Raw genomic sequence first — 24,228 nt, 5'->3', positions numbered from 1 at the left:
CAATTCAACCGACACGGGCCGTCGAGCGGATGTGGAATGCCGCTTTCTCCCCAATTGCGCCTGTGCGGTCAATCAGCCCCCTTCATTCGGTAACGGCTTGGTCGAGCGGCGCGGGGCCGCAGGCGGGGGCTGGTGTTGCCCGCAGCCTGTCTCGCAAATGAACCGCCGGGGGCAAGGCGGGCGCCATACGGATGGGTAGGGCGCGAACTACGATGAACCGACGCTTACGGCGTCCGGGCCCAGCCGGCCCGCGCCGGTTCGAGCGTGCCGAGGAAGGCCTCGGCGCTGTCGAGATAGTCGCGCTGCTTGGCTTCGCCCATGCGGTCCCAAGTGGCGTAGATGCGCCCGATCCGGTGGTTCTGCTCCAGCCGCTCGCGGTGGCGGTCCATGAAATGCCAGTACAGCGGGTTGAACGGGCACGCACCTTCGCCGGTCTTCTTGCTGGGCGAATAGGTGCAGCCCGCGCAGTAATTGCTCATCTTGTTGATGTAATTGCCGCTCGCCGCATAGGGCTTGGACGCCAGCTTCCCGCCATCGGCATAGAGGATCATCGCCGCCACATTGGGCAGCTCGACCCATTCATAGGCATCGGCATAGACCACGAGGTACCAGTCCTGCACCTCGCGCGGGTTCACTCCAGCGAGCAATGCGAAATTGCCGAGTACCATCAGCCGCTGGATATGGTGCGCATGCGCATTGTCGCGGGTCGAGCGGATGCAGTCGGCGAGGCAGGCCATGTCGGTTTCGCCGGTCCAGTAAAACTCGGGCAGGCCGCGCTGCGCGTCGAGCGCATTGGCTTCCTGCAGATGCGGCATCTGGTGCCAGTAGAAGCCGCGCACATATTCGCGCCAGCCGATGATCTGGCGGATGAAGCCCTCGACGCTGTTGAGCGGCGCGCGGCCCTCGCGATAGGCCCGTTCGGCACGGCGGCACAGCTCGAGCGGGTCGAGCAGCCCTAGGTTGATGCTGGTCGAAAGCATCGAATGGAACAGGTCGTCCTCGCCTGCGACCATCGCGTCCTGATAGGGGCCGAAGCACTCGATGCGCTCGGCGAAGAAGGCATCGGCGGCTTCTTCGGCCTCGTCGCGCGTCACCGGCCAGCCGAATGTGTCGAGCGATCCGAAATGGTCGCCGAACCGGTCTTCGACCAGCTCGATAACTTCTGCGTCACGGCATCGGGCTCGAACCTGGGGCGTTCGGGAGCGGCAAGCCCGTCCTTGGGCGGCTTGCGGTTCTCGCTGTCGTAATTCCACTCGCCGCCTGTCGGCTTGCCATTCTCGGCCATGAGCAGCCCGGTCTTGCGCCGCATCTCGCGGTAGAAGAACTCCATCCGCAATTCCTTGCGGTCTTCCGCCCACGCGTCGAATTCGGACTGCGAACAGAGGAAGCGGTCGTCGCGCAGGATCTCGATTTCGCAGGCGAACTTGTCCGCCCATTGCTCCATGTCCTGCCGCACGCGCCACTCGCCTGCCTCGACCACGCTGACAAGCCGCGGGTCGTGCCGCTCGATCGCGCGCGCGAGTTCGCCGGTGAAGCTGCCCGCATTGTCCGGATGGCCGAGCTTCGTGTAATCGACCCTCCATCCCGCACCGCGCAATTCCTCGGCGAAATGCCGCATGGCAGCAAAGATCAACGCGATCTTCTGCTTGTGGTGGCGGACATAGGTCGCCTCGTCCCACACCTCCATCATCAGGATGACACTATCGTCCTTGGAGCGCCCGCGCAGGCTGGCAAGGTCGCGGGTCAGCTGGTCGCCGAGGATGGGGACGAGAACGGGGCCGGGCATGGTTGTTCCAATGCCCGGCCACTGCGTTGGTGCCTTACAGCTTGGCGATTTCCTGCTTCGCCGCATTCATGCCCTGTTCGATGGCCTCGGGACCGAAGCCCGCCTTCTCGACGCGGACGAAATGCAGATCGTCCACCCCGATAAAGCCGAAGAAGGTGGTCAGCAGGCTTTCCTGGTTCTCGGCAAGCTGGTCGGTCGAATATTCGCCGCCGCGCGCCGAGGCGACCACGACCTTGCGGCCGCCCGCCAGGCCTTCGGGTCCGTTTGCGCCATATTTGAAGGTCACGCCGGGCACGCCGAGCCGGTCGAGCCATGCCTTGAGCTGGCTGGGGATGGTGAAATTGTACATCGGCGCGCCGACGATCACCACGTCGCTGGCGAGGAATTCGTCGAGCACCGCGCGCTGTTCGGGATAGGCCGCGGCGACCGCTTCCTCATGCGTTTCGGGCGGCGTGCGGATCGCGCTGGTGGTGATCGGGTCGATATGCGGCAACGGGTCGGCCACAAGATCGCGGGTGACGACCCTGGCCTCGGGATGCTTGGCAGTGAAATGGGCGAGCAGTTCGTCGGTCAACTTGCGGCTGATCGACTGGTCGCCGGTGGTCGAGCTATCGATACGAAGGATTTGCATAGGGGGGACTCCATAGTTACTGTTGATAACCTGGAGGCCATATGGAAACTGTACCCCACCCCGCGCAAGAAGGCACTTCGCTGTCCGATAGGGACACCGGTGTAACTCTTGAAGTTCACAATGCGCCGCAATGCACCGCGGTGAACGACATCCTCGCGCGTGTCGGCGACAAATGGTCGGTCCGCGTCGTGATGGGGCTGGCCGACGGATCGCGGCGATTCAACGAATTGCGGCGTGATATTCCCGGCATTTCGCAGCGCATGCTGACGCGCACGCTGCGCGGGCTGGAGCGCGACGGGCTGGTCAGCCGCACGGTCACCCCCAGCGTGCCGCCGCGGGTCGACTATGCACTCACCGCGCTGGGGCGCTCGCTGTGCGTTCCGGTCGCGCAGCTGGGCAATTGGGCGGTGGCCAATATCGGCAAGGTCGAGGCCGCGCGTGCGGTCTATGACGGCGGACAGGACTAGGCCGTGAGGTCGAGCTTTTCGCGCAGCATGTCGAGCGCGGCGCGCAGCGCGGCGATCCGTACTCCGTCGCGGCCGATCGGTCCGAAATGCTCTTCGCGATGCGTGAGCGATCCGTCGGCGCCAGCGAGCGCTAAATGGACGAGGCCTTCCTCGTCATCCTCGCCCGCGGGCCCGGCGAAACCCGTGATCGAGATCGCCAGCTGCGCCTGCGACCGGTCGAGCGCGCCCGCGGCCATCGCCTCGGCGACCGCGCGGCTTACCGCCCCGCAATTCGCCACCAGATCGTCGGCCAGGCCGAGCAGGTCGCATTTCGCCTGGTCCGAATAGGCCACGAAGCCGCGATCGAAGACACGGCTGTAGCCCGGGACATCGGTGAACAGCGCGGCAAGCAACCCGCCGGTGCAGCTTTCCGCGGTGGCCAGCTGCCAGCCCGCCTCCTTCGCCGCGCCCAGAATGCGCTCCGCGAGATCGCAGACATCGTCGGGAAGGGCAGCTTCGAGTTCTTCGGCCATACTGTCTCGGTGAACGTCCCGGAGAAACCCGGGGTTCCCGTTGCACGGACCGCATGGCCCGCGATGCCCGCGCTTCCGGCGACCTAGTCCTTGTCGTCTGCCCCGGAATCGTCGTCGTCGTCTGCCTCGTCGTCGTCGTCGATATCGCTGAGGTCGGGGAATTTGGCCCCGCTCTCGCGCATGGCCTCGATCCGTTCGATCGCGCGGCGGCCCGGTTTGGGGAAATGCGGGTCGTTGGCAAGCATCTGCAACAAGGCGATGCCATCGTCATACCGTCCCAGTCGCGCCAGATCATAGGCGAGGCCGATACGGAAGGCGGTGGTTTGCGGCGCGCGGTTGAAGGCCGCGAGATAGGCATCGTGCATCATCGATCCTTCGCGCCCTTCGCGTGCGTAGCTGAGGGCGAAGCGGTAGAGCGCCTCGGCATTGGTGGGATCGGTCCGGTTGGCGATCTGGAAATGGCGCCGTGCATGCGCCCAGGCTTCGCTGTCGGTGCTTTCGTCTTCGTACAGACGATGGCTTAGAATGCGGCCCTTGACGATATTGGCGCGCAAATGGCCCGGATCGACTGCCAGCGCCCGGTCGGCGGCCGCCTCGGCGGCAACGAAATAGGGGCCGCCCATTTCCTTGTCCTCGACCGCGTCGTCGTCCTTGTGTTCTTCCTTGTATTCCGCGCGCCCTATCTGCTCGAGCCCCAGCTCGGCCATGGCCATTTCGGCATAGGCATCGGCGCTGAGCGTCCCCTCGCGGGCGAAAGCCGCAAGATCGTCGCGCGTGTCTTCGAGCTTGTTTCTACCCAGGCGGCGCAGGCGGAGTTCGAGCATCCGGCTCTCGGCGAGGGACAAGGTGCTCAGGCTGACATCCTGCGACCAGGAGAACGGCTCCGCCGAGACGCCATATTCGATATCCCCGCGCACGTGGCGTTCGAGCTGGCGTTCGAGCTGGCGCAGATCGCCGAACACGGTGCGCGCGGCGGGCAGGGGCTTCTCACCTGTGGCGAGCCGGTCGATGTAGGCGGAAATGCGCGCGCCGCGATCGGGCGCGGTGTACAGCATATGCGTCAGCCCCCACGACCAGCCGTAGAAGCCGGCGATGACCCTGCCCTCTTCATCGGGCCATGAGAGCAGGCGTTCGATCTGGGCATCGTCGTAATAGCTCAGTTCGGCGCCGCGGTGGGTGGCGGGCTTGCCATAGGTCCAGCTGCCGTCCTCGCCGAATTCGACCGTGGCGAGGAATTCGGCGAACCCTTCGATCAGCCATGCGGGTGCAGGCACGGCAAATTCGTTGAACATGAAATGGTGGGCATATTCGTGGAACAGCACGCGCTGACCGGTCAGGCTGCGCCACCCGCCGCCGCCGCGATGCGCGATGGCGTAGGTTCCTTCGATTTCGGACGAGTAATAGCCTGCGACATAACGCGAGCCGACCAGCTTCTGGACGCCGCGCTTGCCGTCGAGCAGGTAGATCGTGATCGGATCCTTGCCCGGCCGATCGGGCTTGTCGTACCAGAACCGCAGCAGGCCATCGAACCGTTCGAGATCGTTGGCGAAATCGGTCAGCTCATCTTCGTCGCCAGCCGAATAGATCGTGAAATGCTGTGTGTCGGCGCGCTTCCAGATGTCGTCCGCGGCCTGCGCGGGCGAGGCGAGCAAGGCAAGACAGGCCGTCAGCGCGGCAAGAATCCTGAGCATGGAAAGTAGACCCCCGTAACAGGCCCTGCGATGGCCCGGACACGGCCGAGCCTAGGCACGCCGCGCGCGACAATCAAACGAAACTATAGGGGTCGATATCGACTGCCACGCGCACGCCGGGCGGGTGGTCGATCGCGGCCAGCCAGCGGCGGATGACCTGCTGCAATTGCACACTGCGCCGTGCGTTGATCAGGAAGCGGTAGCGATAGCGGCCGCGCAGCAATGCCATCGGGGCGGGCGCGGGGCCGAGGATCATGCATTCGGCGACATCGGGGCGGAAGGCGCCGATGCGGTTGGCCGCCTCGCGCGCCTCCGCATCGTCCTCGCTGGAAATGATGATCGAGGCCCAGCGGCCGAAGGGCGGGGCCCCCGCCTCGCGGCGCATCTCGGTTTCGGCGGAATAGAAGGCATCGCGGTCGCCCGCCGCCAGCGCGGCAATCACCGGCGCGTCGGGGTGGCGGGTCTGCAGCAGCACTTCGCCCGGTTTCGAACCGCGCCCCGCGCGCCCGGCGACCTGCGCGACCTGCTGGTAGGTCCGCTCGCCCGCGCGCAGATCGCCGCCCTCGAGGCCCAAATCGGCATCGACCACGCCGACCAGTGTCAGCTCGGGGAAATGGAACCCCTTGGTTACCAATTGCGTGCCGACGATCACGTCCACCTCGCGTGCCTCGACCGCAGCGATGAACTCCGCCGCGCGGCCGGGCGAATTGAGCGTGTCGGAAGTGGCGACAAAGACACGTGCCTGCGGCAGGCGTTCGGCCACTTCGTCGGCGATCCGTTCGACCCCGGGGCCGCAGGCGACGAGGCAGTCGGGTTCGCCGCATTCGGTGCAGGTCTTGGGGGCGGGCGCCTCGTGCCCGCAATGGTGGCAGGCGAGCCGGTTGGTGAAGCGGTGTTCGACCAGCCATGCGCTGCAATTGGGGCATTGGTAGCGAAAGCCGCAATTGCGGCACAGCGTCAGCGGGGCATAGCCGCGCCGGTTGAGGAACAGCAGCGATTGTTCGCCGCGCTCCAGACGTTCCTCCATCCCATCGACCAGCCGCTGCGCCAGCCACATGCCCTGCGGCGGCTTCTCCTCGGTCAGGTCGATCGTCTCGATCGTGGGCATCTGCGCCCCTCCATAGCGGCTCGGCAGGTCGATCTTCGCGTAGATTCCGCTTTCGGCCATCTGCAGGCTTTCGAGCGCGGGGGTGGCGCTGGCGAGCACCACGGGCACCTGCTCGAAATGCCCGCGCATCACCGCAACGTCGCGCGCATTGTAGCGCACGCCCTCTTCCTGCTTGAAGCTGGTCTCATGCGCTTCGTCGACCACGATCAGGCCGAGCCGTGCGAAGGGCAGGAACAGCGCCGATCGCGCGCCGACCACCACCTGCGCGCTGCCTTCGGATACGGCGCGGTAGGCGCGTCGGCGCTCGGTCGATTTGAGCGAGGAATGCCACAGCACCGGCGGCGCGCCGAACCGCTCCTCGAAGCGGTGGAGGAAGTTTTCGGTCAGCGCGATTTCGGGCAGCAGGACCAGCACCTGCCGCCCCATCCGCAGCGCCTCGGCGACGGGTTCGAAATAGGTTTCGGTCTTGCCCGATCCTGTCACCCCGTCGAGCAGGAAGGGGGCAAATTCCGCCTTGCGCACCGCGCTGGAGAAGATGTCCGCCGCCTCGCGCTGCTGCGCGCTTAGCGCGATCTCGACGAAATCGGGCCGCGCGGGCGGATAGGGCCGGTCGCAATCGACCTCCACCGGTTCGAGTGCGCCGTGGTTGACCAGTCCGCGCAGCACGCCTTCGGAAACCCCGGCGATCCCTGCCAGTTCGCGGATTGTCGCCTGCTCGCCTTCCAGCGCCCCCATCGCCGCCTCGCGCTGCGGCGTCATGCGTTCGGGCATGCCGCCGGTCAGCCGGTATTCGGTCATCGTCGCGGGACCCTTGAGCGCGCCGCCCGATGCCAGCGCCATCCGCGCCACGCTGGCAAGCGAGGCGACATAATAGTCCGCGGTCCATTCGATCAGCCGCCTGAGCGCGGCGGACAGCGGCGGCACGGGCAGCACCCCGCGCAAATTGCGCAGCTTCTCTACCGGAACTTCGGTTCCCGGGAGCCGTTCAGCTTCCCAGACGATCCCGATTACCGTGCGCGGACCCAGCGGGCATTCGACCACGGAACCCGCAGCGACATCCATGCCCTCGGGCACCTTGTAGTCGAGCGGGCCGAGAGCGGCATTGAGGACGAGGCAGCGCACGCGGTTCATGGCCCGGCCATATGGGCGGGGGCAGGCGCGTGAAACAAGGGCAGGATGCAATGAGGACCAGCGATATGACCGATATTCTCGCCAAACCCACCGGACGGCGCGGCTTCCTTGGCGGGGCCATGGCCGGGGGCGGCCTGCTGCTGCTGCCCGCCTGTTCGACGATACCCGGTTTCGGGATGGTCGATGCGGTCCAGCGGATTCTGTTCCTGTCGAGCGAACGTGCCTTTGCGCGGATGCTCGAAGGCGGCGGTTTCTGGGATGAACAGGTCGCGCAGGTCGGCTTCGGCGAGCTGCTGGGCGCGCGCGGCGATGTGGTGTCCCGCATCCTCACCTCCGCCCTGTTCAAGAGCCGGCTCGAAAACGCGTTCGGCGATATCGCCTATGAAGGCGCGCAGCGCGCGGCGCCGCTGGTGACCGATGCGGTGCGCACCATCGGCATCCAGAACGCGATCGACCTCGTGCGCGGCGGCCCCACTGCCGCGACCAGCTTCCTGCGCGATTCGATGGGCCGCAGCCTTGTCGAGGCGATGGTGCCCGAACTGGGCGACGCGCTGCGCGTGGCGCAGGACCCGCTGGTGGCGGAGCTGGTGCAGGGCCTCGCCGGGGTCGATCTGGCGGGCGCGGTCACGCGCTTCGCGGGCACTATAGACACCACCATCTGGCGCGAGATCGGGACCGAGGAAGCGGCGATCCGCCGCAACCCGCAGGCCACGCGCGACCCGCTGATCATCGGCGTGTTCGGCGCGGGCGCGCAGTACTAGCCGCAGGCCATATCGGGCGCTAAGGCTCTGCGGGAATCGCAATTCCCCCGGAGCCTTCGCGCATGAAATTCTTCGTCGACACCGCCGATATCGCCGACATCAGGGAAATGGCCGACACCGGCCTGCTCGACGGCGTCACCACCAATCCGTCGCTGATCGCCAAATCGGGCCGCGACTTCATGGAAGTGACGAAGGAAATCTGTGACATCGTGGATGGCCCGGTCAGCGCCGAAGTCGTCGCGCTTGATCACGACACGATGATGAAAGAGGCCGAAACGCTGCGCAAGATCGCGGACAATGTCTGCATCAAGGTGCCGCTGACGATCGACGGGCTCAAGACCTGCAAGAAGCTGACCGGCGATGGCACGATGGTCAATGTGACGCTGTGCTTCTCCGCCAACCAGGCGCTGCTTGCCGCCAAGGCGGGCGCGACCTTCGTTTCGCCCTTCGTCGGGCGGCATGACGACAACGGCTTCGACGGCATGGCGCTGATCCGCGATATCCGCCTGATCTACGACAACTATCCCAATTTTTCGACCGAGATCCTCGTCGCCTCGATCCGCAATCCGGTGCATGTGCTCGAAAGCGCGCGCATCGGTGCCGATGTCGCGACCATGCCCGCGGCAGTGATCAAGGGCCTATTCAAGCATGTCCTTACCGAAAAGGGCATCGAGGGCTTCCTCAAGGACTGGGACAAGACGGGCCAGTCGATCCCCACCGCATAAGTGAGCGAACAGACTCCTCTCGACCGTTTCAAGCAGGCGCTGACCGGCGCCAGCCGCGCGCTTGCGCATGAAGCGGAAGTCGAGGTGGCGTGGAGCGCGGATGCACCGACCCAGTCGGGCAAGAACTTCCGCGTGCCACTGCCCGGGCGCAATCTCCCGCGCGAGCAGGCTATCGAAGCGCGCGGTTTTGCCGACAGTTTCGCGCTGCGGCTGCGGCATCACAGCGAAGCGCTGCATGGCAAGGGCGCGCCGCCCGAACCGATCGCGCGCGCCTGTTACGACGCGATCGAACAGGTCCGCTACGAAGCGATCGGCTCGACGCGCTATGCCGGCATTCGCGGCAATCTCGACGCGGCGGTCGAAATGCGCACCGCGTCCGATCCGATCGTGCGCGCCGAGGCGGCAGGCGATGTCCCGCTGCCGACCGCGCTGTCGCTGATGCTGCGCGAGGCGCTGACCGGCGAAGCGGTGCCCGAACGCGCCCGCGCGGCGGTCGATCTGGTGCGCGAGGATATCCTCGCCAAGATCGGCACCGACATGGACGGGCTGGCCGATGTGCTCGACGACCAGCGCGCGTTCCAGAACCTGACGCTCGACATCCTGCGCGATCTCGACCTGACGCTGCCCGAGACCCCCGAACCGACCGATGCCGAGGATGGCGAGGACGAGGAAGGCGAGAACCCCGAGGACCAGGACGAGACCGACGAGGAAGACGAGGGCGGGGCCGAACCCGACGCCGCCGACGCCCGTTCGGAAGTGACCGACGGCGAGGCCGAGGGCGACGCCGACCAGGATGTCGAGGGCGAACAGGAAATGTCCGATGGCGATCCGTCGGACGATGGCGAGGAAGGCATGCAGCCCGTCCGCCCCAATCGCCCGTGGACCGACTTTCCCGAAGGCTTCGACTACAAGGCCTATACCCACAAATTCGATGAGGAAGTCGAAGCCGCCGAGCTGTGCGACAATGAAGAGCTCGACCGGCTGCGCGCCTATCTCGACAGCCAGCTGGCGGGCCTGCAGGGCGTGGTCACCCGGCTGGCCAACCGGCTGCAGCGCCGCCTCATGGCGCAGCAGAGCCGCAGCTGGGATTTCGACCAGGAAGAAGGCATGCTCGATGCCGCGCGGCTGACCCGGGTGGTGGTCAGCCCCGGCCATGCGCTCAGCTACAAGATCGAACGCGATACCGAGTTCAAGGACACGGTCGTCACGCTGCTGATCGACAATTCGGGCAGCATGCGCGGGCGGCCGATCTCGATCGCCGCGATCAGCGCCGATATCCTCGCGCGCACGCTCGAACGCTGCGGCGTGAAGACCGAGATCCTCGGCTTCACCACCCGCGCGTGGAAGGGCGGGCAGAGCCGCGAGATGTGGCTCTCCGACGGGCGCCCCGCGAACCCCGGCCGGCTCAACGATCTGCGCCACATCCTCTACAAGAAGGCCGACGAGCCCTGGCGCCGCGCGCGCCGCAACCTCGGCCTGATGATGCGCGAAGGCCTGCTCAAGGAAAACATCGACGGTGAGGCGCTGATGTGGGCGCACGACCGCCTGCTGCGCCGCGCTGAGGACCGCCGCATCCTGATGGTCATTTCCGACGGCGCGCCGGTCGACGACAGCTCGCTGTCGGTCAACCCCGCGGGCTTCCTTGAGGGCCATCTGCGCAAGGTGATCGACTGGATCGAGAACCAGTCGCCCGTGCAGCTCGCCGCGATCGGCATCGGCCACGACGTCACGCGCTATTACAAGCGTTCGGTGACGATCATGGATGTCGAACAGCTCGGCGGAACGATCATCGAGCAATTGGCCGATTTGTTCGAGATCGAGAAATAGGCCGCGCCTGTGTGTGCGGGCGCGACGGGCCGAGGGGCGGGGCCAGAAGCCGCAAATCGGGGCGCCTGCTTGCAGGCGAGGAGGAGAGACAAGCTACAATGAACGTTACCGAAGCCGTCCAGACGCGCCGCTCCGTGCGCGCTTTCACCGATCAGCCGGTCGACCGCGAAACGCTCACCCGCATCCTCGAGAAGGCGCAGCGCAGCCCCTCGGGCGGCAACACGCAGCCCTGGCACGGGATCATCCTGACGGGCGAGCCGATGCAGGCGCTGTTCAACCGCGTCGCGCAGGATTTGCCCAAGGGGCGCGCGGCGTTTGCGCCCGAATACAATGTCTATCCGCCCGAGCTCGACGGCGCCTATGAACAGCGCCGCCGCGGTGTGGGCGAGGACATGTATGGCGCGCTCGCAATCTCCCGCGAGGAGAAGGGCAAGCGGCTGATGTGGTTCGCCAACAATTTCCGCGCTTTCGGGGCGCCGGTGCTGATGCTGGTCCACACGCCCAAATACATGGGCCCGCCGCAATGGAGCGATATCGGCATGTGGCTGCAGACCGTGGGCCTGCTCGCGCGCGAGGAAGGGCTCGACACCTGCTTCCAGGAAGCCTGGGCGGTCTATGCGCCGCAGATCCGCGAAATGGTCGATATCCCCGAGGATCACACCTTCTTCTGCGGCGTCGCGATCGGTTACCGCGACGAGGAAGCCGCGGTGAACAATTTCGCCGTGAAGCGCGCCGGGATCGAGGAAAGCGTGCGCTGGGAAGGGTGGGGCTAGGCCGGCTGCGGGTACCAGCGCCGCGGATCGCCTTTTGCCAGCCGCGACTGGATCAGCCACACCGCCGCGCCGTATATCGCGGCATTCACCGCTGCGAAAATGCCCCAGAACTGGCCTGCGGAGGTGAGTTCGACAAGCTGCCAGCGCGGGTTGGTGGCAAGCTGGCTGAACCCCGCCATCAGCAGCCCGGCATAGCTATAGGCCAGATGCACCTGATGCGCGCGCAGCGCCTCGACATCGCGCGTCTTGCGCCAGCGCCACAGCTTCGCGACGCCGAACAGGAGCGCGCCGAAGCCGAACAGCACGAAGACATGGAAGAAGCCGAAGCGCGTACCGAAAAACGGCATCACCGTGGCGCGGACGGGGACGACCGAAACCACGGTGACGAACATGGCGGCGATATAGCCGCTGCCCATCGTCCGGTGCCGCAGCGTGCCCTTCGGTAGCAGGAAAATCATCGCGCCAAGCACGATGGCGATGCTTGCTGCACCCAGATGCACCAATACCAAAGGGGAAAGGTCGCCGAGCATGCCGCGTCTCCTAATGTATTGCATCAGTAACACACATGGCGAACCGTCGCAATGTGCCGCTTGACCCGCACTATGCGCGCCGCCACACGCCGGACATGACCGATACGCCGCTCAAGCTGTTCAACTCGCTCACCCGCGAGCTGGAGGAATTCACTCCCGTCCACCCCGGCGAAGCGCGCGTCTATTCCTGCGGGCCGACTGTCTACAACTACCCCCATATCGGCAATATGCGCGCCTATGTCTTCGCCGATGTGCTGGGACGCACGCTGAGCTGGAAGGGATACAAGCTCACACACATCATCAACATCACCGATGTCGGCCATCTGACCGACGATGGCGATGCGGGTGAGGACAAGATGGAGAAGATGGCTGCCGCCAACGCGCAGTCGATCTGGGACATCGCCAGGCACTATACCGAGGCCTTCTGGGCCGATGTGAAAGCGCTCAACATCCGCGAGCCGGCCAAGTGGTCGGTGGCGACCGATTATATCGACGAGATGATCGACTTCGCGAAGGGCATTGCCGACCAGCATTGCTACGAACTCGACAGCGGGCTCTATTTCGATGTCTCGACCGTGGCGGATTACGGCCGCCTCGCGCGTGCGGTGACCGAGGAAGGCGAGGGCCGGATCGAAACCGTTGTGGGCAAGCGCAATGCCGCCGATTTCGCGATCTGGCGCAAGACCCCGGCGGGCGAGACGCGGCAGATGGAATGGGACAGCCCGTGGGGCAAGGGCGCGCCCGGCTGGCATCTCGAATGCTCGGTCATGGGCGAAAAGCTGCTCGGCTTTCCCTTCGACATCCACACCGGCGGGATCGACCACCGCGAGATCCACCACCCCAATGAGATCGCGCAGAACCAGGCCTTCTGCGGCTGCGGCGGATTGTCGGAAGCGACCAATTCGGGCGCGAAGATCTGGATGCACAACAACTTCCTCGTCGAGCGCAGCGGCAAGATGAGCAAGTCCTCGGGCGAATTCCTGCGGCTGCAATTGCTGGTCGACAAGGGCTACCACCCGCTCGCCTACCGCATGATGTGCCTGCAGGCGCATTACCGCAGCGAGCTGGAGTTTTCGTGGGACGGGCTGGGCGCTGCACTGACCCGCCTGAAGCGGATCGTGATGGCGGTCGAGAACCTCAAGGCCCGTCATGCTGAACTTGGTTCAGCATCCATTTCGCTCCCCGCACAATGGACCCTGAAACAAGTTCAGGGTGACGGAATGGGGATGTTTCGAGACCTGTTCGTCACTTTTGATGAGGCGATGTCCGACGATCTGAATACGCCGATCGCACTGACGTTGCTCGAGCAGGTGCTGGCGAAGAAGAAGGTCAGCCCGGAAAAGAAGCTTGAAGTGGTTTCAGCGATGGACAGTATCTTCGGCCTCGATCTGCTCAACCTGACCCGCACCGACCTGCGTATCCGCCCTAGGGACGCGGCCATCACCGAGGACGAGATCGAGGCCGAACTCCTGCGCCGCAAGCAGGCGCGCGCGGCCAAGGATTTCGCCACCTCCGATGCCATCCGCGACAGCCTTGCAGCCGCAGGCGTAGAGGTTATGGATGGCGATCCGCTCGGATGGGAATGGAAGCTCTAAGCATGGCCAAGGCCGACCCGCAGACGCTGCTGTGGCAGCACCTCAAGGACGCGCCCCGGGAGCTGGAATTCCTCCGCGATCACGAGGCCGAGGGCTTCACCCTGCCGTTCTACTGCGCCGCCGCGCATCTCGCGATCGAGGTCGATGACGATCCCTTCCGCGCCAATCAGAACGGCGCGCGCGAACGCTGGCAGGAACGCCACCGGGTCGACATCATGCAGGTCCCGCCGACCCATGTCCTGCGCAATGCCGGCGAAGTGGCCGCGGCGATCCTCGACATCGCCACCCGCCGCAAGGAACGGTTTGCGAAATAGCGCCCGAGCGGCAATGGAGGCGTCGAGGGAGAATTCGATGACCAAAGCCGTCCTGTCCGCCATGATCCGTCCGCTGGTCGAACCGCGCCTGCCCGAATGGGTCGAGCCGCTGTGGTTCATGAGCAAGGAACAGGCGCTGGAATTCGCGCGGCAAGCGGAGATCGGCTGGTTCGACCTCAACGAAAAGGAGCCGATGATCGAGATCGCGCGCGCCGCGACCGGGCTTAAATGGATGAACTCGATCTATGCCGGGCTCGATTTCATGCCGCTCGACCTGCTCGCCGAGCGCGGCGTGGTGGTCACCAATGGCGTCGGCATCAATGCGATCACCATTGCCGAATATGTCGTCATGCTGATGCTCGCGCATGCCAAGGGCTACCGCGAGGTAGTGCGCGCGCAGGACCGCCACGAATGGCTGCTCGACAGTCCGGGCAAGCGCGAACTGGCGGGCGAGCGTGTGCTGCTGCTGGGAATGGGGGCGATCGGATCGCTCATCAAAACCCGGCTCGAGGCGTTCGACATGAAGGTCGTGCCGGTGCGCCGTTCGGGCGCGGACGGTGCGCTTAAGCCCGGCGAATGGCGCGAGAAGCTGGGCGAATTCGGCTGGGTCGTGCTGGCGGTCCCCTCGACTGAAGAAACCCGCCACATGATCGGCGCGATGGAACTGGCGGCGATGCGCCCCAATGGCGTGCTGGTGAATATCGCGCGCGGCGACGTCGTCGATCAGGCGGCGCTGGTCGAGGCGCTGCAGCAGGAGAAGATCGAGGCCGCGCTGCTCGACGTCACCGACCCCGAACCGCTGCCCGAGGATCATCCGCTGTGGGACCTCGAGAATGCGCAGGTCACCATGCACCTGTCGGGCCGCGCGCAGACCAAGATGTTCCAGCGCAGCGCGGACCGTTTCATCGAGAACCTCGAACGCTGGCAGCGCGGCGAGCCGGTCCAGCCGCAGATGGATCTGGGCCTCGGCTACTGACACGTCCGCAGGCCTCTGTTAGGCCTGCAAAAAGCCGGGAAGACTCGGGTCGCGTATTTCTGTTCACGCCTGCCTGTGCGGGCCGCGAAGGGGGGAATCGCGCATGACCGAACCACGCAAGGCGTCCGACCTGTTTATCGAGTGCCTCGAAGCCGAGGGCTGCGAGTATATCTTTGGCGTCCCGGGCGAGGAAAACCTCGACTTCCTCGACAGTCTCAGCCGCTCCAAGCAGATCAAGCTGGTACTCACGCGCCATGAACAGGGCGCCGGCTTCATGGCCGCGACCTATGGCCGCCACACGGGCAAGACCGGCGTCTGCATCGCCACGCTCGGCCCCGGCGCGACCAATTTCGTCACCGCCGCCGCCTATGCGCAATTGGGCGGCATGCCGATGATGATGATTACCGGCCAGAAACCGATCAAGAAATCGAAGCAGGGCCAGTTCCAGATCCTCGACGTGGTCGCGATGATGGAACCGATCACCAAATACACCCGCCAGCTGCACGCCGGGGACAACATCCCCAGCCGCGTGCGCGAAGCCTATCGCCTCGCCGAGGAGGAAAAGCCCGGCGCGGTCCATCTCGAACTGCCCGAGGATATCGCCGAGGAACCGACCGATGCCGCGCCGATCCCGCGCAGCGTCGCGCGGCGGCCCAGCGCGGAGCCGAAGGCCGTCGACCAGGCGGTTGCCGCGCTCGAACAGGCCAGCAAGCCGATCCTCGTCATCGGCGCGGGCGCCAACCGCAAGATGACCGGCAAGATGCTCGCCGAATTCATCGAGAAGACGGGCATTCCCTTCGTTACCACGCAAATGGGCAAGGGCGTGCTCGACGAGCGCCATCCGCTGTTCCTCGGCTGCGCGGCGCTGTCGGCGGGCGATTTCTGCCACCGCGCGATCGAAGAAGCCGACGTCATCGTCAATGTCGGCCACGACGTGATCGAGAAGCCGCCCTTCTTCATGCGCCACAACGGGCACACGGTGATCCATGTCAGCAACCGCAGCGCCGCGGTCGACCCGGTCTATTTCCCGCAGATCGAAGTAATCGGCGATATCGCCAATGCGATCTGGCAGATGAAGGAAGACATCACCCGGCAGGACCATTGGCAGAGCGCCGAACTCAAGCGCTATCACCGCGCCGAGCTCGAGCATACCGAGAGCCTCGCCGCCGACACGCGCTTCCCGATTTTCCCGCCGCATCTCGTCCAGGAGGTGCGCGAGAGCATGCCCGATGACGGGATCATCTGTCTCGATAACGGCGTCTACAAGATCTGGTTCGCGCGCGGCTATTGCGCCTCGCAGCCCAACACCGTGCTGCTCGACAATGCGCTAGCCACGATGGGCGCCGGGCTGCCCAGCGCGATGATGAGCGCGATGCTCTATCCCGACCGCAAAGTCATGGCGATCTGCGGCGATGGCGGGTTCATGATGAACAGCCAGGAGATGGAAACCGCAGTGCGGCTGGGGCTGAATCTGATCGTGCTCATCCTGCGCGACGATGCCTATGGCATGATCCGCTGGAAACAGGCGAACATGGGGTTCGAGGATTTCGGCCTGACCTATGGCAATCCCGATTTCGTCAAATATGCCGAAAGCTACGGCGCGCAGGGCCACCGCGTCGAAAGCAGCGACCATTTGCGCGAACTGCTCGCGCATTGCCGCGATACGCCGGGCGTCCACCTGATCGACTGCCCGGTCGATTATTCGGAGAACGACCGGATATTGAACCACGATATCAAGGAACTGAGCGCGAAGCTCTGAGATTGACCGGGTGAAGGAGACGACATGCCCACGCTCAAGGACACCTACCCGCTCTATCTCAACAACAAGGCGCAGCAGCCCAACACAGATCTCGCGGTAACCGACAAGTTCACCGGCGAAGTGGCCTTCCGCACCGCACTCGCCAGCCCCGAGATCATCGACGAAGCGATTGCCGGGGCGGTGCGCGCGGCCGAACCGATGGCGCAGCTCGCCAGCTACGAACGCCAGGCAGTGCTGCAGCACTGCGTCGAGCGGTTCACCGAACGCTTCGACGAGCTCGCCTATGCTTTGTGCGTCGAAGCGGGCAAGCCGATCAAGGATTCAGAGGGCGAGGTCACCCGGCTGATCGACACCTTCCGCATCGCGGCGGAAGAATCGGTGCGCATGTATGGCGAGGTCATGCCGCTGGATATCTCCGCGCGCGCCAGGGGCTACCAGTCGATCTGGAAACGCTACCCGATCGGGCCGTGCAGCTTCATCTCGCCGTTCAACTTCCCGCTCAATCTCGCCGCGCACAAGATCGCGCCCGCGATCGCGGTGGGCTGTCCCTTCGTGATGAAGCCCGCGAGCAAGACCCCGCTCGGCGCGATCATCATGGGCGAAGTGCTCGCCGAAACCGACCTGCCCGAAGGCGCGTTCTCGATCCTGCCCGCCAGCCGCGACGGGGCCGACCTGTTCACCGTGGACGAACGGCTCAAGCTGCTCAGCTTCACCGGCTCGCCCGCCGTCGGCTGGGATCTCAAGGCGCGCTGCGGTAAGAAGAAGGTCGTGCTCGAACTCGGCGGCAATGCCGCGGTGGTGGTCGACCACGATGCCGATCTCGACGATGCGCTCGAACGGATCATTTTCGGCGCCTTCTACCAGAGCGGGCAAAGTTGCATCGGCGTCCAGCGCATCATCGTGCACGAAGATGTCTACGACCGCTTCAGGGACATGCTGGTCGCCAAGACGAAGACGCTAGTCGCGGGCGATCCCAAGGACCGCGACACCTTCATCGGACCGATGATCTCGGAGGGCGAGGCCAGCCGCCTCAAGGGCTGGATCGACGAGGCGGTCGCGGGCGGCGCAACGCTGCTGACCGGCGGCGGGTGCAAGGGCAATATGCTCGAGGCAACGCTGCTCGAAGGCGTGGACAAGGACGCCAAGGCGCTCAACGAGGAAGCCTTCGGCCCGCTCGCGATCCTGCAGAAGTTTGCGGACTTCGACGAGGCACTGGCCGAAGTGAACCGCTCCACCTTCGGGCTGCAGGCGGGCATCTTCACGCGCGATCTGTTCAAGATGTTCGACGCCTGGGACCGGCTCGAGGTCGGCGGCGTGGTGATCAACGACGTCCCCAGCTACCGCGTCGACAACATGCCCTATGGCGGCGTGAAGGACAGCGGTTTGGGCCGCGAAGGCATCAAGTTCGCGATGGAGGACATGACCGAGATCCGGAACCTGGTGATCCGGCGCGGGTGATTTGGGCGGCGGAAGGGCCGGTTCGTACTTTGTCCGCCGGAAAGCAGACGGTCTGTAAACGACCCATTGCGGACATTAGCAGATACGATCATCAGCGCTTTGATGCAGGAATTTGTCGCGTATAACTCTCGTTGGCGTCTGGCTGCGATTTTTCTAATCGCGGCTGGCTTTGTTGCACTCGGAATTTGGTTTGTTGGTGGGTTCGGCGAGGCTCCAAGCTCAACTAGACGTCCTGCCGCCTACGGCATTGCCATTGGTTGGCTCTGCATACTTTTCTTCGGTCTGTGCGGCCTCGCGATCGTCAAAAAATTCTTCGATGACCATCCGCAGTTGCAGATCGGTCCCTCAGGAATACGGTGGTGTCCATGGTCCGACGACATCATTCCGTGGTCGGAGATAACGGATGTGACTTCCTGGAGTTACAAGGGGCAGAATACCATCGTCTTGCACCTAAACGAGCCCAGCTGCTTCCCGGGGAGAGGCCTAACCGCAAAGCTAAGGGGGGCAAATCGAATGCTGACAGGTGGCGACATTGCCATTTCTTTGACGGGCACCGATCGTTGCTATGATGAAGCTATGGCAGCGATAGCCTCGTATAGGAGTCCCAAGACCTGATTTACTGGTGTCCGTTTTCCACCCATCCCAGCCGCTCCCGTGATACGCGTCGTGCGACAAAAGCTGACATTCGAGAGTTCAGTCAGCTCTCCTCCAGCAGCAGCAACTCGCACTGCACCACCAGCCGCGGTTCGGGGAGCAGGCGGTGTTCGACTTCCACCACGCCTGCATCGGCCACCAGCTGTCCGGGGATGGCGAATTCGTGATCGGGGAGGGCGGCGACGAATTCTTCGCCGGCCTCGACCGCCTCATCGCCGGCGAACAGGATCGCGAGGCTGTGGCGTGTGCCGGCGAAGGTGATGCTCGCCCAAGCTTTTTCGGTATGCGTCAACACCTGCCCGCGATGCGCGTGGAGGTCGGCCAGTGCGGCGCGCAGGCGATCGGCGGCGCTGCGGCGTGCGCGCGGGGGGCGCGGCTGGGCGGTTTCATCCGACATGCGCGGTCTCCTGCGTGGGGGCTGCTTCGCGCGCGGCCTCGAACCCGGCCATGAAACCGCGGATGCGCTGTTCGGTGCGGTCGCGCGGTTCGCGGCCCATGCGCAAATCGAGCACAAAGCGCGGATCATGCGCGGCGAGACGGCCGAACTTGGTGGCCGCCATTTCGTGCTGGCGGAGGAATTTCTCGACGGATCGGATCAGCATCGCGGGCTCCCCAATAGGCTGGTCAGACAGGCGAATCGCTCGCCGTGTTCCTGATTCGTTCCAGTCGAAATCCTACTTGTCTAGGAAAAATCCTATGCTATAGGAATTTTCTCGCATGCTCTGTCCTGCGTGATGCGGGTTGGATGATGGCGGGCTTGAGGACACGGTCTTATGAGTGACGCGATGACGCCGGACCGCGCGAAGCTGGTCGAACTGGCCGAGGCCGGGCGCACCAGCCTTGCCTCGCTTTCCGCCATGCTCGGCCGCAATCCCAGCTATCTGCAGCAATTCGTCCGCAAGGGCTCGCCGCGCAAGCTGGAAGAGGCGGACCGGCGGCGGCTGGCCGAGTTCTTCGGCGTGTCCGAGGTCGCGCTGGGGGCCGATCCCGACCATGTGCGCGCTTCTGCCCCGGACGAGTTCATCACCGTGCCGCGCCTCCCGCTCGATGCCTCGGCGGGGCCGGGCGCGTTTTCGGCAGAGGAAATTTCCTTCGACAGCTTCCGCTTCAGCCGCCGCTGGCTGCGCGAAATGGGGCTGGAGGGCGCCGACCTCAGCGCGATCCGCGTCGAGGGCGACAGCATGGAACCAACCCTGCGCAGCGGCGACGAGATCTTCGTCGACCGCAACAAGCGCTCAGGCGAGGGCATCCATGTCGTGCGCATCGGCGATGCGCTGCACGTCAAGCAGGTCCAGGCCAGCGCGCCGGGCCGCATCGCGCTGATCAGCGCCAACGACAGCTACGCCCCGATCGACCTCGCGCGCGACGAGGTCGAGGTGATCGGCCGGGTTGTATGGAAAGGGGGGCGGGTGTGACCCGCCACGCCGCTACGAGGGCCGCTTGATATAATCGTCCGAGCGCAGCGTGAGCATATAGTCGGCGATCACCTCGATATCCTCGTCCACCAGGTCGACATCCATCTGCATCGGGTAATTGTGTGCATCCGACAGGAAGGTGACCAGCGTGTCGCGCGTCAGGCCGGGGCTGTTGGCGATATCGGCAAAGCCGGGAGCCTGCGGGTTCACCGATACCGCATTGTCCTTCACCGCGTGGCACTCGCCGCAGATCGCGGTGACATAGTCGGGCACCGCATCCGCATCCGCCGCGGCAGGGCTCGGCGCCGCCGCCGGGGCGGCAACGGGGCCGGCGGATTGGCAGCCTGCCAGCAACAGGGACGCCAGGGCCATGACTTCGACTATGCGCACGATAACTCTCCTTTGCCTGCCCGATAGCACAAAGCCGGAGATGCGCCTTGTTTTCGATCACAAACCGGACCACTTTCCCCAGCAATGGAAAACAACACGCAAACGCCCGCTACCCCGCCGATGAAGGCGGGCATCGTCCCCGTAACCCCGCTGCAGCAGAACTGCTCGCTGATCTGGTGCACCGCGACCAACAAGGGCGCGCTGATCGATCCGGGCGGCGATCTCGACAAGCTCAAGGCGGCGGTCGCCAAAAGCGGGGTGGAGCTGGAGAAAATTCTCATCACCCACGGCCATCTCGACCATTGCGGCGAGGCGGGCGTGCTGGCGAAGGAACTCGGCCTCCCGATCGAGGGCCCGCACGAGGCCGACCGTTTCTGGATCAGCCGACTCGGCGAAGACGGCGCGAAATACGGCATGCAGGCCGAAGTGTTCGAACCCGACCGCTGGCTGGTTGACGGCGATACCGTCACCGTCGGCGACCTCACGCTTGAGGTCATCCACTGCCCCGGCCACACGCCCGGCCACGTGGTGTTCTTCCATAGGCCGAGCAAATTCGCCGTCGTCGGCGACGTCTTGTTCCAGGGCAGCATCGGCCGCACCGATTTCCCGATGGGCAACCACCAGGATTTGATCGATGCAATTACGCAGAAGCTGTGGCCGCTGGGCAATGACGTGACCTTCATCCCCGGCCATGGTCCGACGAGCACCTTCGGCCAGGAACGCCAGACCAACGCCTTCGTGAGCGACTACGCGTTGTCGTGATTTTTCTAGGATGCGCTATCGACCTCCGTCGATAGCTTGCGCCGGGGCCGCAAGGGAAGCGCGGACGCGCTTCCCGCACGCAACAAGAACCTCCTACATCATGCCCAGCGTGATCAGCACTGCCACCACGGCAAGGCCCAGCTGTACCAGCATGGTGATAATCACCCCGAGCGGGCGACCGCGTGCCAGCGCGCCGCCATCCATGCCGAGCCCGTGCGCCAAACGCCCGAGCATATAGGCCGCGACCACCCAGGCGAGCCATTCGCCGCCCTTGGCCGCCAGTTCGATTGCCGCGACGAGAACCAGCACGAAGGCGGTGTTCTCGACGAAATTGAGCTGTGCGCGCATGCGCGCGGTCAGCGGGCCCCCGGCATCGTCGCCGATCGAAACCTTCTGTTGCGCGCGCATCTGCCCGACGCGGATGCTGAGCCAGATATTGATAATGGCGGCGGCGGCTGCCGCGGTAAGCGTAACCGGCAGGATAATGCCCATGCTCGTCTCTCCCCTTGCGATCCGTACGATACGGAATACGGCTGCGGTGCTAGGGCGATGCCGCGTGCCGCGCAACGCCAACAGACGGGTTGCATCGCTCGCGAAATTCGCTATAGCGCCCGCCTTCACCGTCACGGTCGGGATATTCGGGTTCACGCGCTCTTGTGCGGTGCCGGAGCTTCCCCTAGGGCGGCCACCGAAATTGACTGTAATTGTTTGAGGAACAGGTGCCGCCATGGCCGTCCCCAAGAGGAAAGTATCGCCCCACCGCCGCGGCAATCGCCGTGCACATGATCTCGCTCAAGGTCGAGGCCCATCATGAGTGCTCGAACTGCGGCGAACTCAAGCGTCCGCACAATCTGTGCTCGCACTGCGGATATTATAACGGCCGCGAAATCATCGCCGTCGGTCTTTAAGACCGTCAGCCAAGCCGGAGAAGCGCCATGAGCCTGCCGCGTATCGCCGTCGATGCGATGGGCGGAGACGAAGGCGTGCGCGTGATGGTCGAAGGCGCCGCGCTGGCGCGTCGGCGTCACGACAAGTTCCAGTTCCTGCTGGTAGGCGATGAAGCGCGCATCAAGGCTGCACTCGACACGCATCCCGGCATGGCCGGGGCGTCCGAGATCCTGCATTGCACCGACGTGGTCGGCGGCGACGAGCTGCCGAGCCGCGCGTTGCGCCGTGCCAAGACCACCAGCATGGGCCTTGCGGTCAATGCAGTGAAGCAGGGTGATGCCGGCGCTGCGGTTTCCGCGGGCAATACCGGCGCGCTGATGGCGATGAGCAAGCTTGCGCTGCGCACCATGCCCGGGCTCGACCGTCCGGCGCTGGCCGCACTGCTCCCGACGCTGACAGACGATGACGTGGTCATGCTCGATCTGGGCGCGAATCGCGAATGCAATGCCCGCAACCTCGTCCAGTTCGCGATCATGGGCGCGGCCTATGCGCGGATCGTCACCGGGCGCGAACGCCCGCGCACCCGCCTGCTCAACATCGGGACCGAGGAAACCAAGGGCACCGAAGACATCCAGGCTGCCGCCGAAGCGCTGCGCGCCGCCACCGGGCTGGCGATGGAATTCGAAGGCTATGTCGAAGCCGACAAGATCAACCGCGGCGAATGCGACGTGGTCGTGTGCGACGGATTTTCGGGCAATATCGCGCTGAAGGCGATCGAGGGCGCGGCGCGCTTCGTCACCGACCTGCTGCGCCAGGCCTTCACTTCCAGCGTCCGTTCGAAGGTCGGTTTCCTGGTCTCGCGACCGGCGACCGAACTGATCCGGCACCATCTCGACCCCAACAATCACAATGGCGCGGTCTTCCTTGGCCTCAACGGCGTGGTGGTCAAAAGCCACGGCAGCGCCAATGCCAAGGGCGTGGCCAATGCGGTCGAAGTCGCCGCACGCCTGCTGGAGGACGATATCACCAATCGCATCAAGCAGGATCTCGGCGCGATCGAACCATCGAGCGTGGCGGGTAAATGATTCGTTCGGTCATCACCGGCACGGGTTCGGCGCTGCCGCGAACCTGCGTCACGAATGCCGATCTGGCCGACAAGGTCGATACCAGCGACGAGTGGATCGTTGAACGCACCGGCATCCGCCAGCGGTATATCGCCGAGCCTGACGAGACCACCAGCACGCTGGCGATCGACGCTGCGCGCAGGGCGCTCGAGGCCGCAGGAGTGGAGGCAAGCGAGATCGGCCTGATCATCCTGGCCACCGCGACGCCCGATCACACCTTTCCCGCCACCGCTACGCAGGTGCAGGCCGCACTCGAGTGCGGCGGCGGCGTCGCCTTCGATGTGCAGGCGGTCTGCTCGGGCTTTCTCTATGCGCTCGCCACTGCCGATTCGCTGCTGCGGACCGGCATGGCGACCAAGGCGCTGGTGATCGGCGCCGAAACCTTCAGCCGCATCCTCGACTGGGAGGACCGCACCACCTGCGTCCTGTTCGGCGATGGCGCAGGCGCGGTCGTGCTCGAGGCGCAGGATGTCGCCGATGACGGTCCCGGTATCCTTGCCAGCCGGCTCCATGCCGATGGTGCGCATAAGGACATGCTTTATGTCGATGGCGGACCGTCGACTACGGGCACCGTCGGCAAGCTGCGGATGAAGGGGCGCGAGGTGTTTCGCCATGCGGTGGTCAATCTCGCCAATGTGCTGACCGAGGTGCTCGACGAAACCGGCGTGAGCGCCGCCGATATCGACTGGGTCGTGCCGCACCAGGCCAATGCCCGCATTCTCGATGCCACGGCGCGCAAGCTCGACCTGCCGGCCGAAAAGGTCGTCGTCACCGTCGACCGCCACGCCAATACCTCCGCCGCTTCGGTCCCGCTCGCGCTCGATACCGCGATGCGCGACGGGCGCATCAAGCCGGGCGATCTGGTGATGTTCGAGGCAATGGGGGGCGGCTTTACCTGGGGCGCTTCGCTCGCACGGATGTAGCACGGCGCGAAAACGCGTGGCGGGCGAT

The 24,228-nt window shown here is 65.0% G+C and carries 24 protein-coding genes and 2 pseudogenes; 16 read left to right on the top strand and 10 right to left on the bottom strand.

Features of this window, described 5'->3' with window-relative positions:
• Positions 1-224: 224 nt before the first annotated feature.
• Positions 225-1,786, bottom strand: a pseudogene (locus tag VWN43_RS08970) (cryptochrome/photolyase family protein).
• A gap of 34 nt (positions 1,787-1,820) precedes the next feature.
• A complete protein-coding gene (locus tag VWN43_RS08965) occupies positions 1,821-2,417 on the bottom strand; it encodes an FMN-dependent NADH-azoreductase (RefSeq protein ID WP_320181998.1) in 597 nt (198 codons plus the stop codon).
• A 41-nt stretch (positions 2,418-2,458) separates the two neighbouring features.
• Between VWN43_RS08965 and VWN43_RS08960 the strand changes: the two genes are divergently transcribed.
• Positions 2,459-2,884, top strand: coding sequence for a winged helix-turn-helix transcriptional regulator (locus VWN43_RS08960; RefSeq protein WP_320181999.1), 426 nt, complete (start codon positions 2,459-2,461; stop codon positions 2,882-2,884).
• On the opposite strand, the gene VWN43_RS08955 is transcribed toward VWN43_RS08960, so the two are convergent.
• From VWN43_RS08955 to VWN43_RS08945, 3 genes are all read right to left on the bottom strand, one after another.
• Positions 2,881-3,396 carry a CinA family protein gene (locus VWN43_RS08955; RefSeq protein ID WP_330767248.1) on the bottom strand — a complete coding sequence of 172 codons (516 nt, stop codon included), beginning with the start codon at positions 3,394-3,396 and terminating at the stop codon, positions 2,881-2,883. The two genes, VWN43_RS08960 and VWN43_RS08955, sit on opposite strands and share 4 nt — an antisense overlap.
• A gap of 83 nt (positions 3,397-3,479) precedes the next feature.
• A complete protein-coding gene (locus VWN43_RS08950; RefSeq protein WP_320182001.1) occupies positions 3,480-5,087 on the bottom strand; it encodes a hypothetical protein in 1,608 nt (535 codons plus the stop codon).
• Between the two features lie 73 nt (positions 5,088-5,160).
• Entirely contained in the window at positions 5,161-7,326 is a 2,166-nt protein-coding gene (locus VWN43_RS08945) for a primosomal protein N' (RefSeq protein WP_320182002.1), read from the bottom strand.
• A 65-nt stretch (positions 7,327-7,391) separates the two neighbouring features.
• Here VWN43_RS08945 and VWN43_RS08940 point away from each other — a divergent pair, with 65 nt between their 5' ends.
• The 4 genes from VWN43_RS08940 (at position 7,392) to VWN43_RS08925 (ending at position 11,412) form a co-directional block, all read left to right on the top strand.
• Positions 7,392-8,087: a DUF4197 domain-containing protein gene (locus VWN43_RS08940; RefSeq protein ID WP_320182003.1), complete on the top strand. Its 696-nt coding sequence runs from the start codon at positions 7,392-7,394 to the stop codon at positions 8,085-8,087.
• Between the two features lie 62 nt (positions 8,088-8,149).
• Complete coding sequence (gene fsa, locus VWN43_RS08935; protein ID WP_063506684.1) at positions 8,150-8,812, top strand: fructose-6-phosphate aldolase; 663 nt, start codon at positions 8,150-8,152, stop codon at positions 8,810-8,812.
• Positions 8,813-10,639: a cobaltochelatase subunit CobT gene (gene cobT, locus VWN43_RS08930; protein WP_320182004.1), complete on the top strand. Its 1,827-nt coding sequence runs from the start codon at positions 8,813-8,815 to the stop codon at positions 10,637-10,639.
• 98 nt (positions 10,640-10,737) lie between these two features.
• The gene (locus VWN43_RS08925) at positions 10,738-11,412 is read left to right on the top strand and encodes a nitroreductase (RefSeq protein WP_320182005.1); all 675 of its coding nucleotides are present in this window, start codon (positions 10,738-10,740) and stop codon (positions 11,410-11,412) included.
• On the opposite strand, the gene VWN43_RS08920 is transcribed toward VWN43_RS08925, so the two are convergent.
• A complete protein-coding gene (locus VWN43_RS08920) occupies positions 11,409-11,942 on the bottom strand; it encodes a DUF2306 domain-containing protein (protein ID WP_320182006.1) in 534 nt (177 codons plus the stop codon). The two genes, VWN43_RS08925 and VWN43_RS08920, sit on opposite strands and share 4 nt — an antisense overlap.
• Before the next feature lie 95 nt (positions 11,943-12,037).
• Between VWN43_RS08920 and cysS the strand changes: the two genes are divergently transcribed.
• The 6 genes from cysS to VWN43_RS08890 all read left to right on the top strand — a co-directional run bounded on the left by cysS (position 12,038) and on the right by VWN43_RS08890 (position 18,659).
• Positions 12,038-13,537: a cysteine--tRNA ligase gene (gene cysS / locus VWN43_RS08915; RefSeq protein WP_320182098.1), complete on the top strand. Its 1,500-nt coding sequence runs from the start codon at positions 12,038-12,040 to the stop codon at positions 13,535-13,537.
• Between the two features lie 2 nt (positions 13,538-13,539).
• Positions 13,540-13,851, top strand: coding sequence for a DUF559 domain-containing protein (locus VWN43_RS08910; protein WP_253523395.1), 312 nt, complete (start codon positions 13,540-13,542; stop codon positions 13,849-13,851).
• 37 nt (positions 13,852-13,888) lie between these two features.
• Positions 13,889-14,827 (top strand): D-2-hydroxyacid dehydrogenase, encoded by a 939-nt coding sequence (locus VWN43_RS08905; protein WP_320182007.1) that lies wholly within the window; start codon positions 13,889-13,891, stop codon positions 14,825-14,827.
• A 103-nt stretch (positions 14,828-14,930) separates the two neighbouring features.
• Positions 14,931-16,586: an acetolactate synthase large subunit gene (locus VWN43_RS08900; RefSeq protein ID WP_320182008.1), complete on the top strand. Its 1,656-nt coding sequence runs from the start codon at positions 14,931-14,933 to the stop codon at positions 16,584-16,586.
• 24 nt (positions 16,587-16,610) lie between these two features.
• The gene (locus VWN43_RS08895; RefSeq protein ID WP_320182009.1) at positions 16,611-18,044 is read left to right on the top strand and encodes an aldehyde dehydrogenase family protein; all 1,434 of its coding nucleotides are present in this window, start codon (positions 16,611-16,613) and stop codon (positions 18,042-18,044) included.
• Between the two features lie 102 nt (positions 18,045-18,146).
• The gene (locus VWN43_RS08890; RefSeq protein ID WP_320182010.1) at positions 18,147-18,659 is read left to right on the top strand and encodes an STM3941 family protein; all 513 of its coding nucleotides are present in this window, start codon (positions 18,147-18,149) and stop codon (positions 18,657-18,659) included.
• Positions 18,660-18,741: 82 nt separating this feature from the next.
• Here the strand turns inward: VWN43_RS08890 and VWN43_RS08885 are convergent, their stop codons facing one another.
• Positions 18,742-19,095 (bottom strand): hypothetical protein, encoded by a 354-nt coding sequence (locus VWN43_RS08885; protein ID WP_320182011.1) that lies wholly within the window; start codon positions 19,093-19,095, stop codon positions 18,742-18,744.
• On the bottom strand, positions 19,085-19,300 hold the full coding sequence (locus VWN43_RS08880) for a hypothetical protein (protein ID WP_166775615.1): 216 nt from the start codon (positions 19,298-19,300) through the stop codon (positions 19,085-19,087). The genes VWN43_RS08885 and VWN43_RS08880 overlap by 11 nt, the downstream gene beginning before the upstream one ends.
• Positions 19,301-19,471: 171 nt before the next feature.
• Here VWN43_RS08880 and VWN43_RS08875 point away from each other — a divergent pair, with 171 nt between their 5' ends.
• Entirely contained in the window at positions 19,472-20,113 is a 642-nt protein-coding gene (locus VWN43_RS08875) for a S24 family peptidase (protein ID WP_320182012.1), read from the top strand.
• A 12-nt stretch (positions 20,114-20,125) separates the two neighbouring features.
• On the opposite strand, the gene VWN43_RS08870 is transcribed toward VWN43_RS08875, so the two are convergent.
• On the bottom strand, positions 20,126-20,503 hold the full coding sequence (locus VWN43_RS08870) for a hypothetical protein (RefSeq protein ID WP_320182013.1): 378 nt from the start codon (positions 20,501-20,503) through the stop codon (positions 20,126-20,128).
• 120 nt (positions 20,504-20,623) lie between these two features.
• Between VWN43_RS08870 and VWN43_RS08865 the strand changes: the two genes are divergently transcribed.
• The gene (locus VWN43_RS08865) at positions 20,624-21,265 is read left to right on the top strand and encodes an MBL fold metallo-hydrolase (protein ID WP_320182099.1); all 642 of its coding nucleotides are present in this window, start codon (positions 20,624-20,626) and stop codon (positions 21,263-21,265) included.
• A gap of 93 nt (positions 21,266-21,358) precedes the next feature.
• On the opposite strand, the gene VWN43_RS08860 is transcribed toward VWN43_RS08865, so the two are convergent.
• Complete coding sequence (locus VWN43_RS08860) at positions 21,359-21,757, bottom strand: MAPEG family protein (protein WP_320182014.1); 399 nt, start codon at positions 21,755-21,757, stop codon at positions 21,359-21,361.
• A 235-nt stretch (positions 21,758-21,992) separates the two neighbouring features.
• Here VWN43_RS08860 and rpmF point away from each other — a divergent pair.
• From rpmF to VWN43_RS08845, 3 genes and pseudogenes are all read left to right on the top strand, one after another.
• A pseudogene (gene rpmF, locus VWN43_RS08855) lies at positions 21,993-22,173 on the top strand (50S ribosomal protein L32).
• A 27-nt stretch (positions 22,174-22,200) separates the two neighbouring features.
• Positions 22,201-23,238 (top strand): phosphate acyltransferase PlsX, encoded by a 1,038-nt coding sequence (plsX, locus tag VWN43_RS08850; RefSeq protein ID WP_253523418.1) that lies wholly within the window; start codon positions 22,201-22,203, stop codon positions 23,236-23,238.
• Positions 23,235-24,200: a beta-ketoacyl-ACP synthase III gene (locus VWN43_RS08845; protein WP_320182015.1), complete on the top strand. Its 966-nt coding sequence runs from the start codon at positions 23,235-23,237 to the stop codon at positions 24,198-24,200. The genes plsX and VWN43_RS08845 overlap by 4 nt, the downstream gene beginning before the upstream one ends.
• The last annotated feature ends 28 nt before the right edge of the window (positions 24,201-24,228 follow it).

It is taken from the genome of Qipengyuania sp. HL-TH1, assembly GCF_036365825.1.
Classification (GTDB): Bacteria; Pseudomonadota; Alphaproteobacteria; order Sphingomonadales; family Sphingomonadaceae; genus Qipengyuania; species Qipengyuania profunda.
Note: the sequence above shows the minus strand (reverse complement) of the source record. Positions and strands in the feature narration are given on the sequence as shown.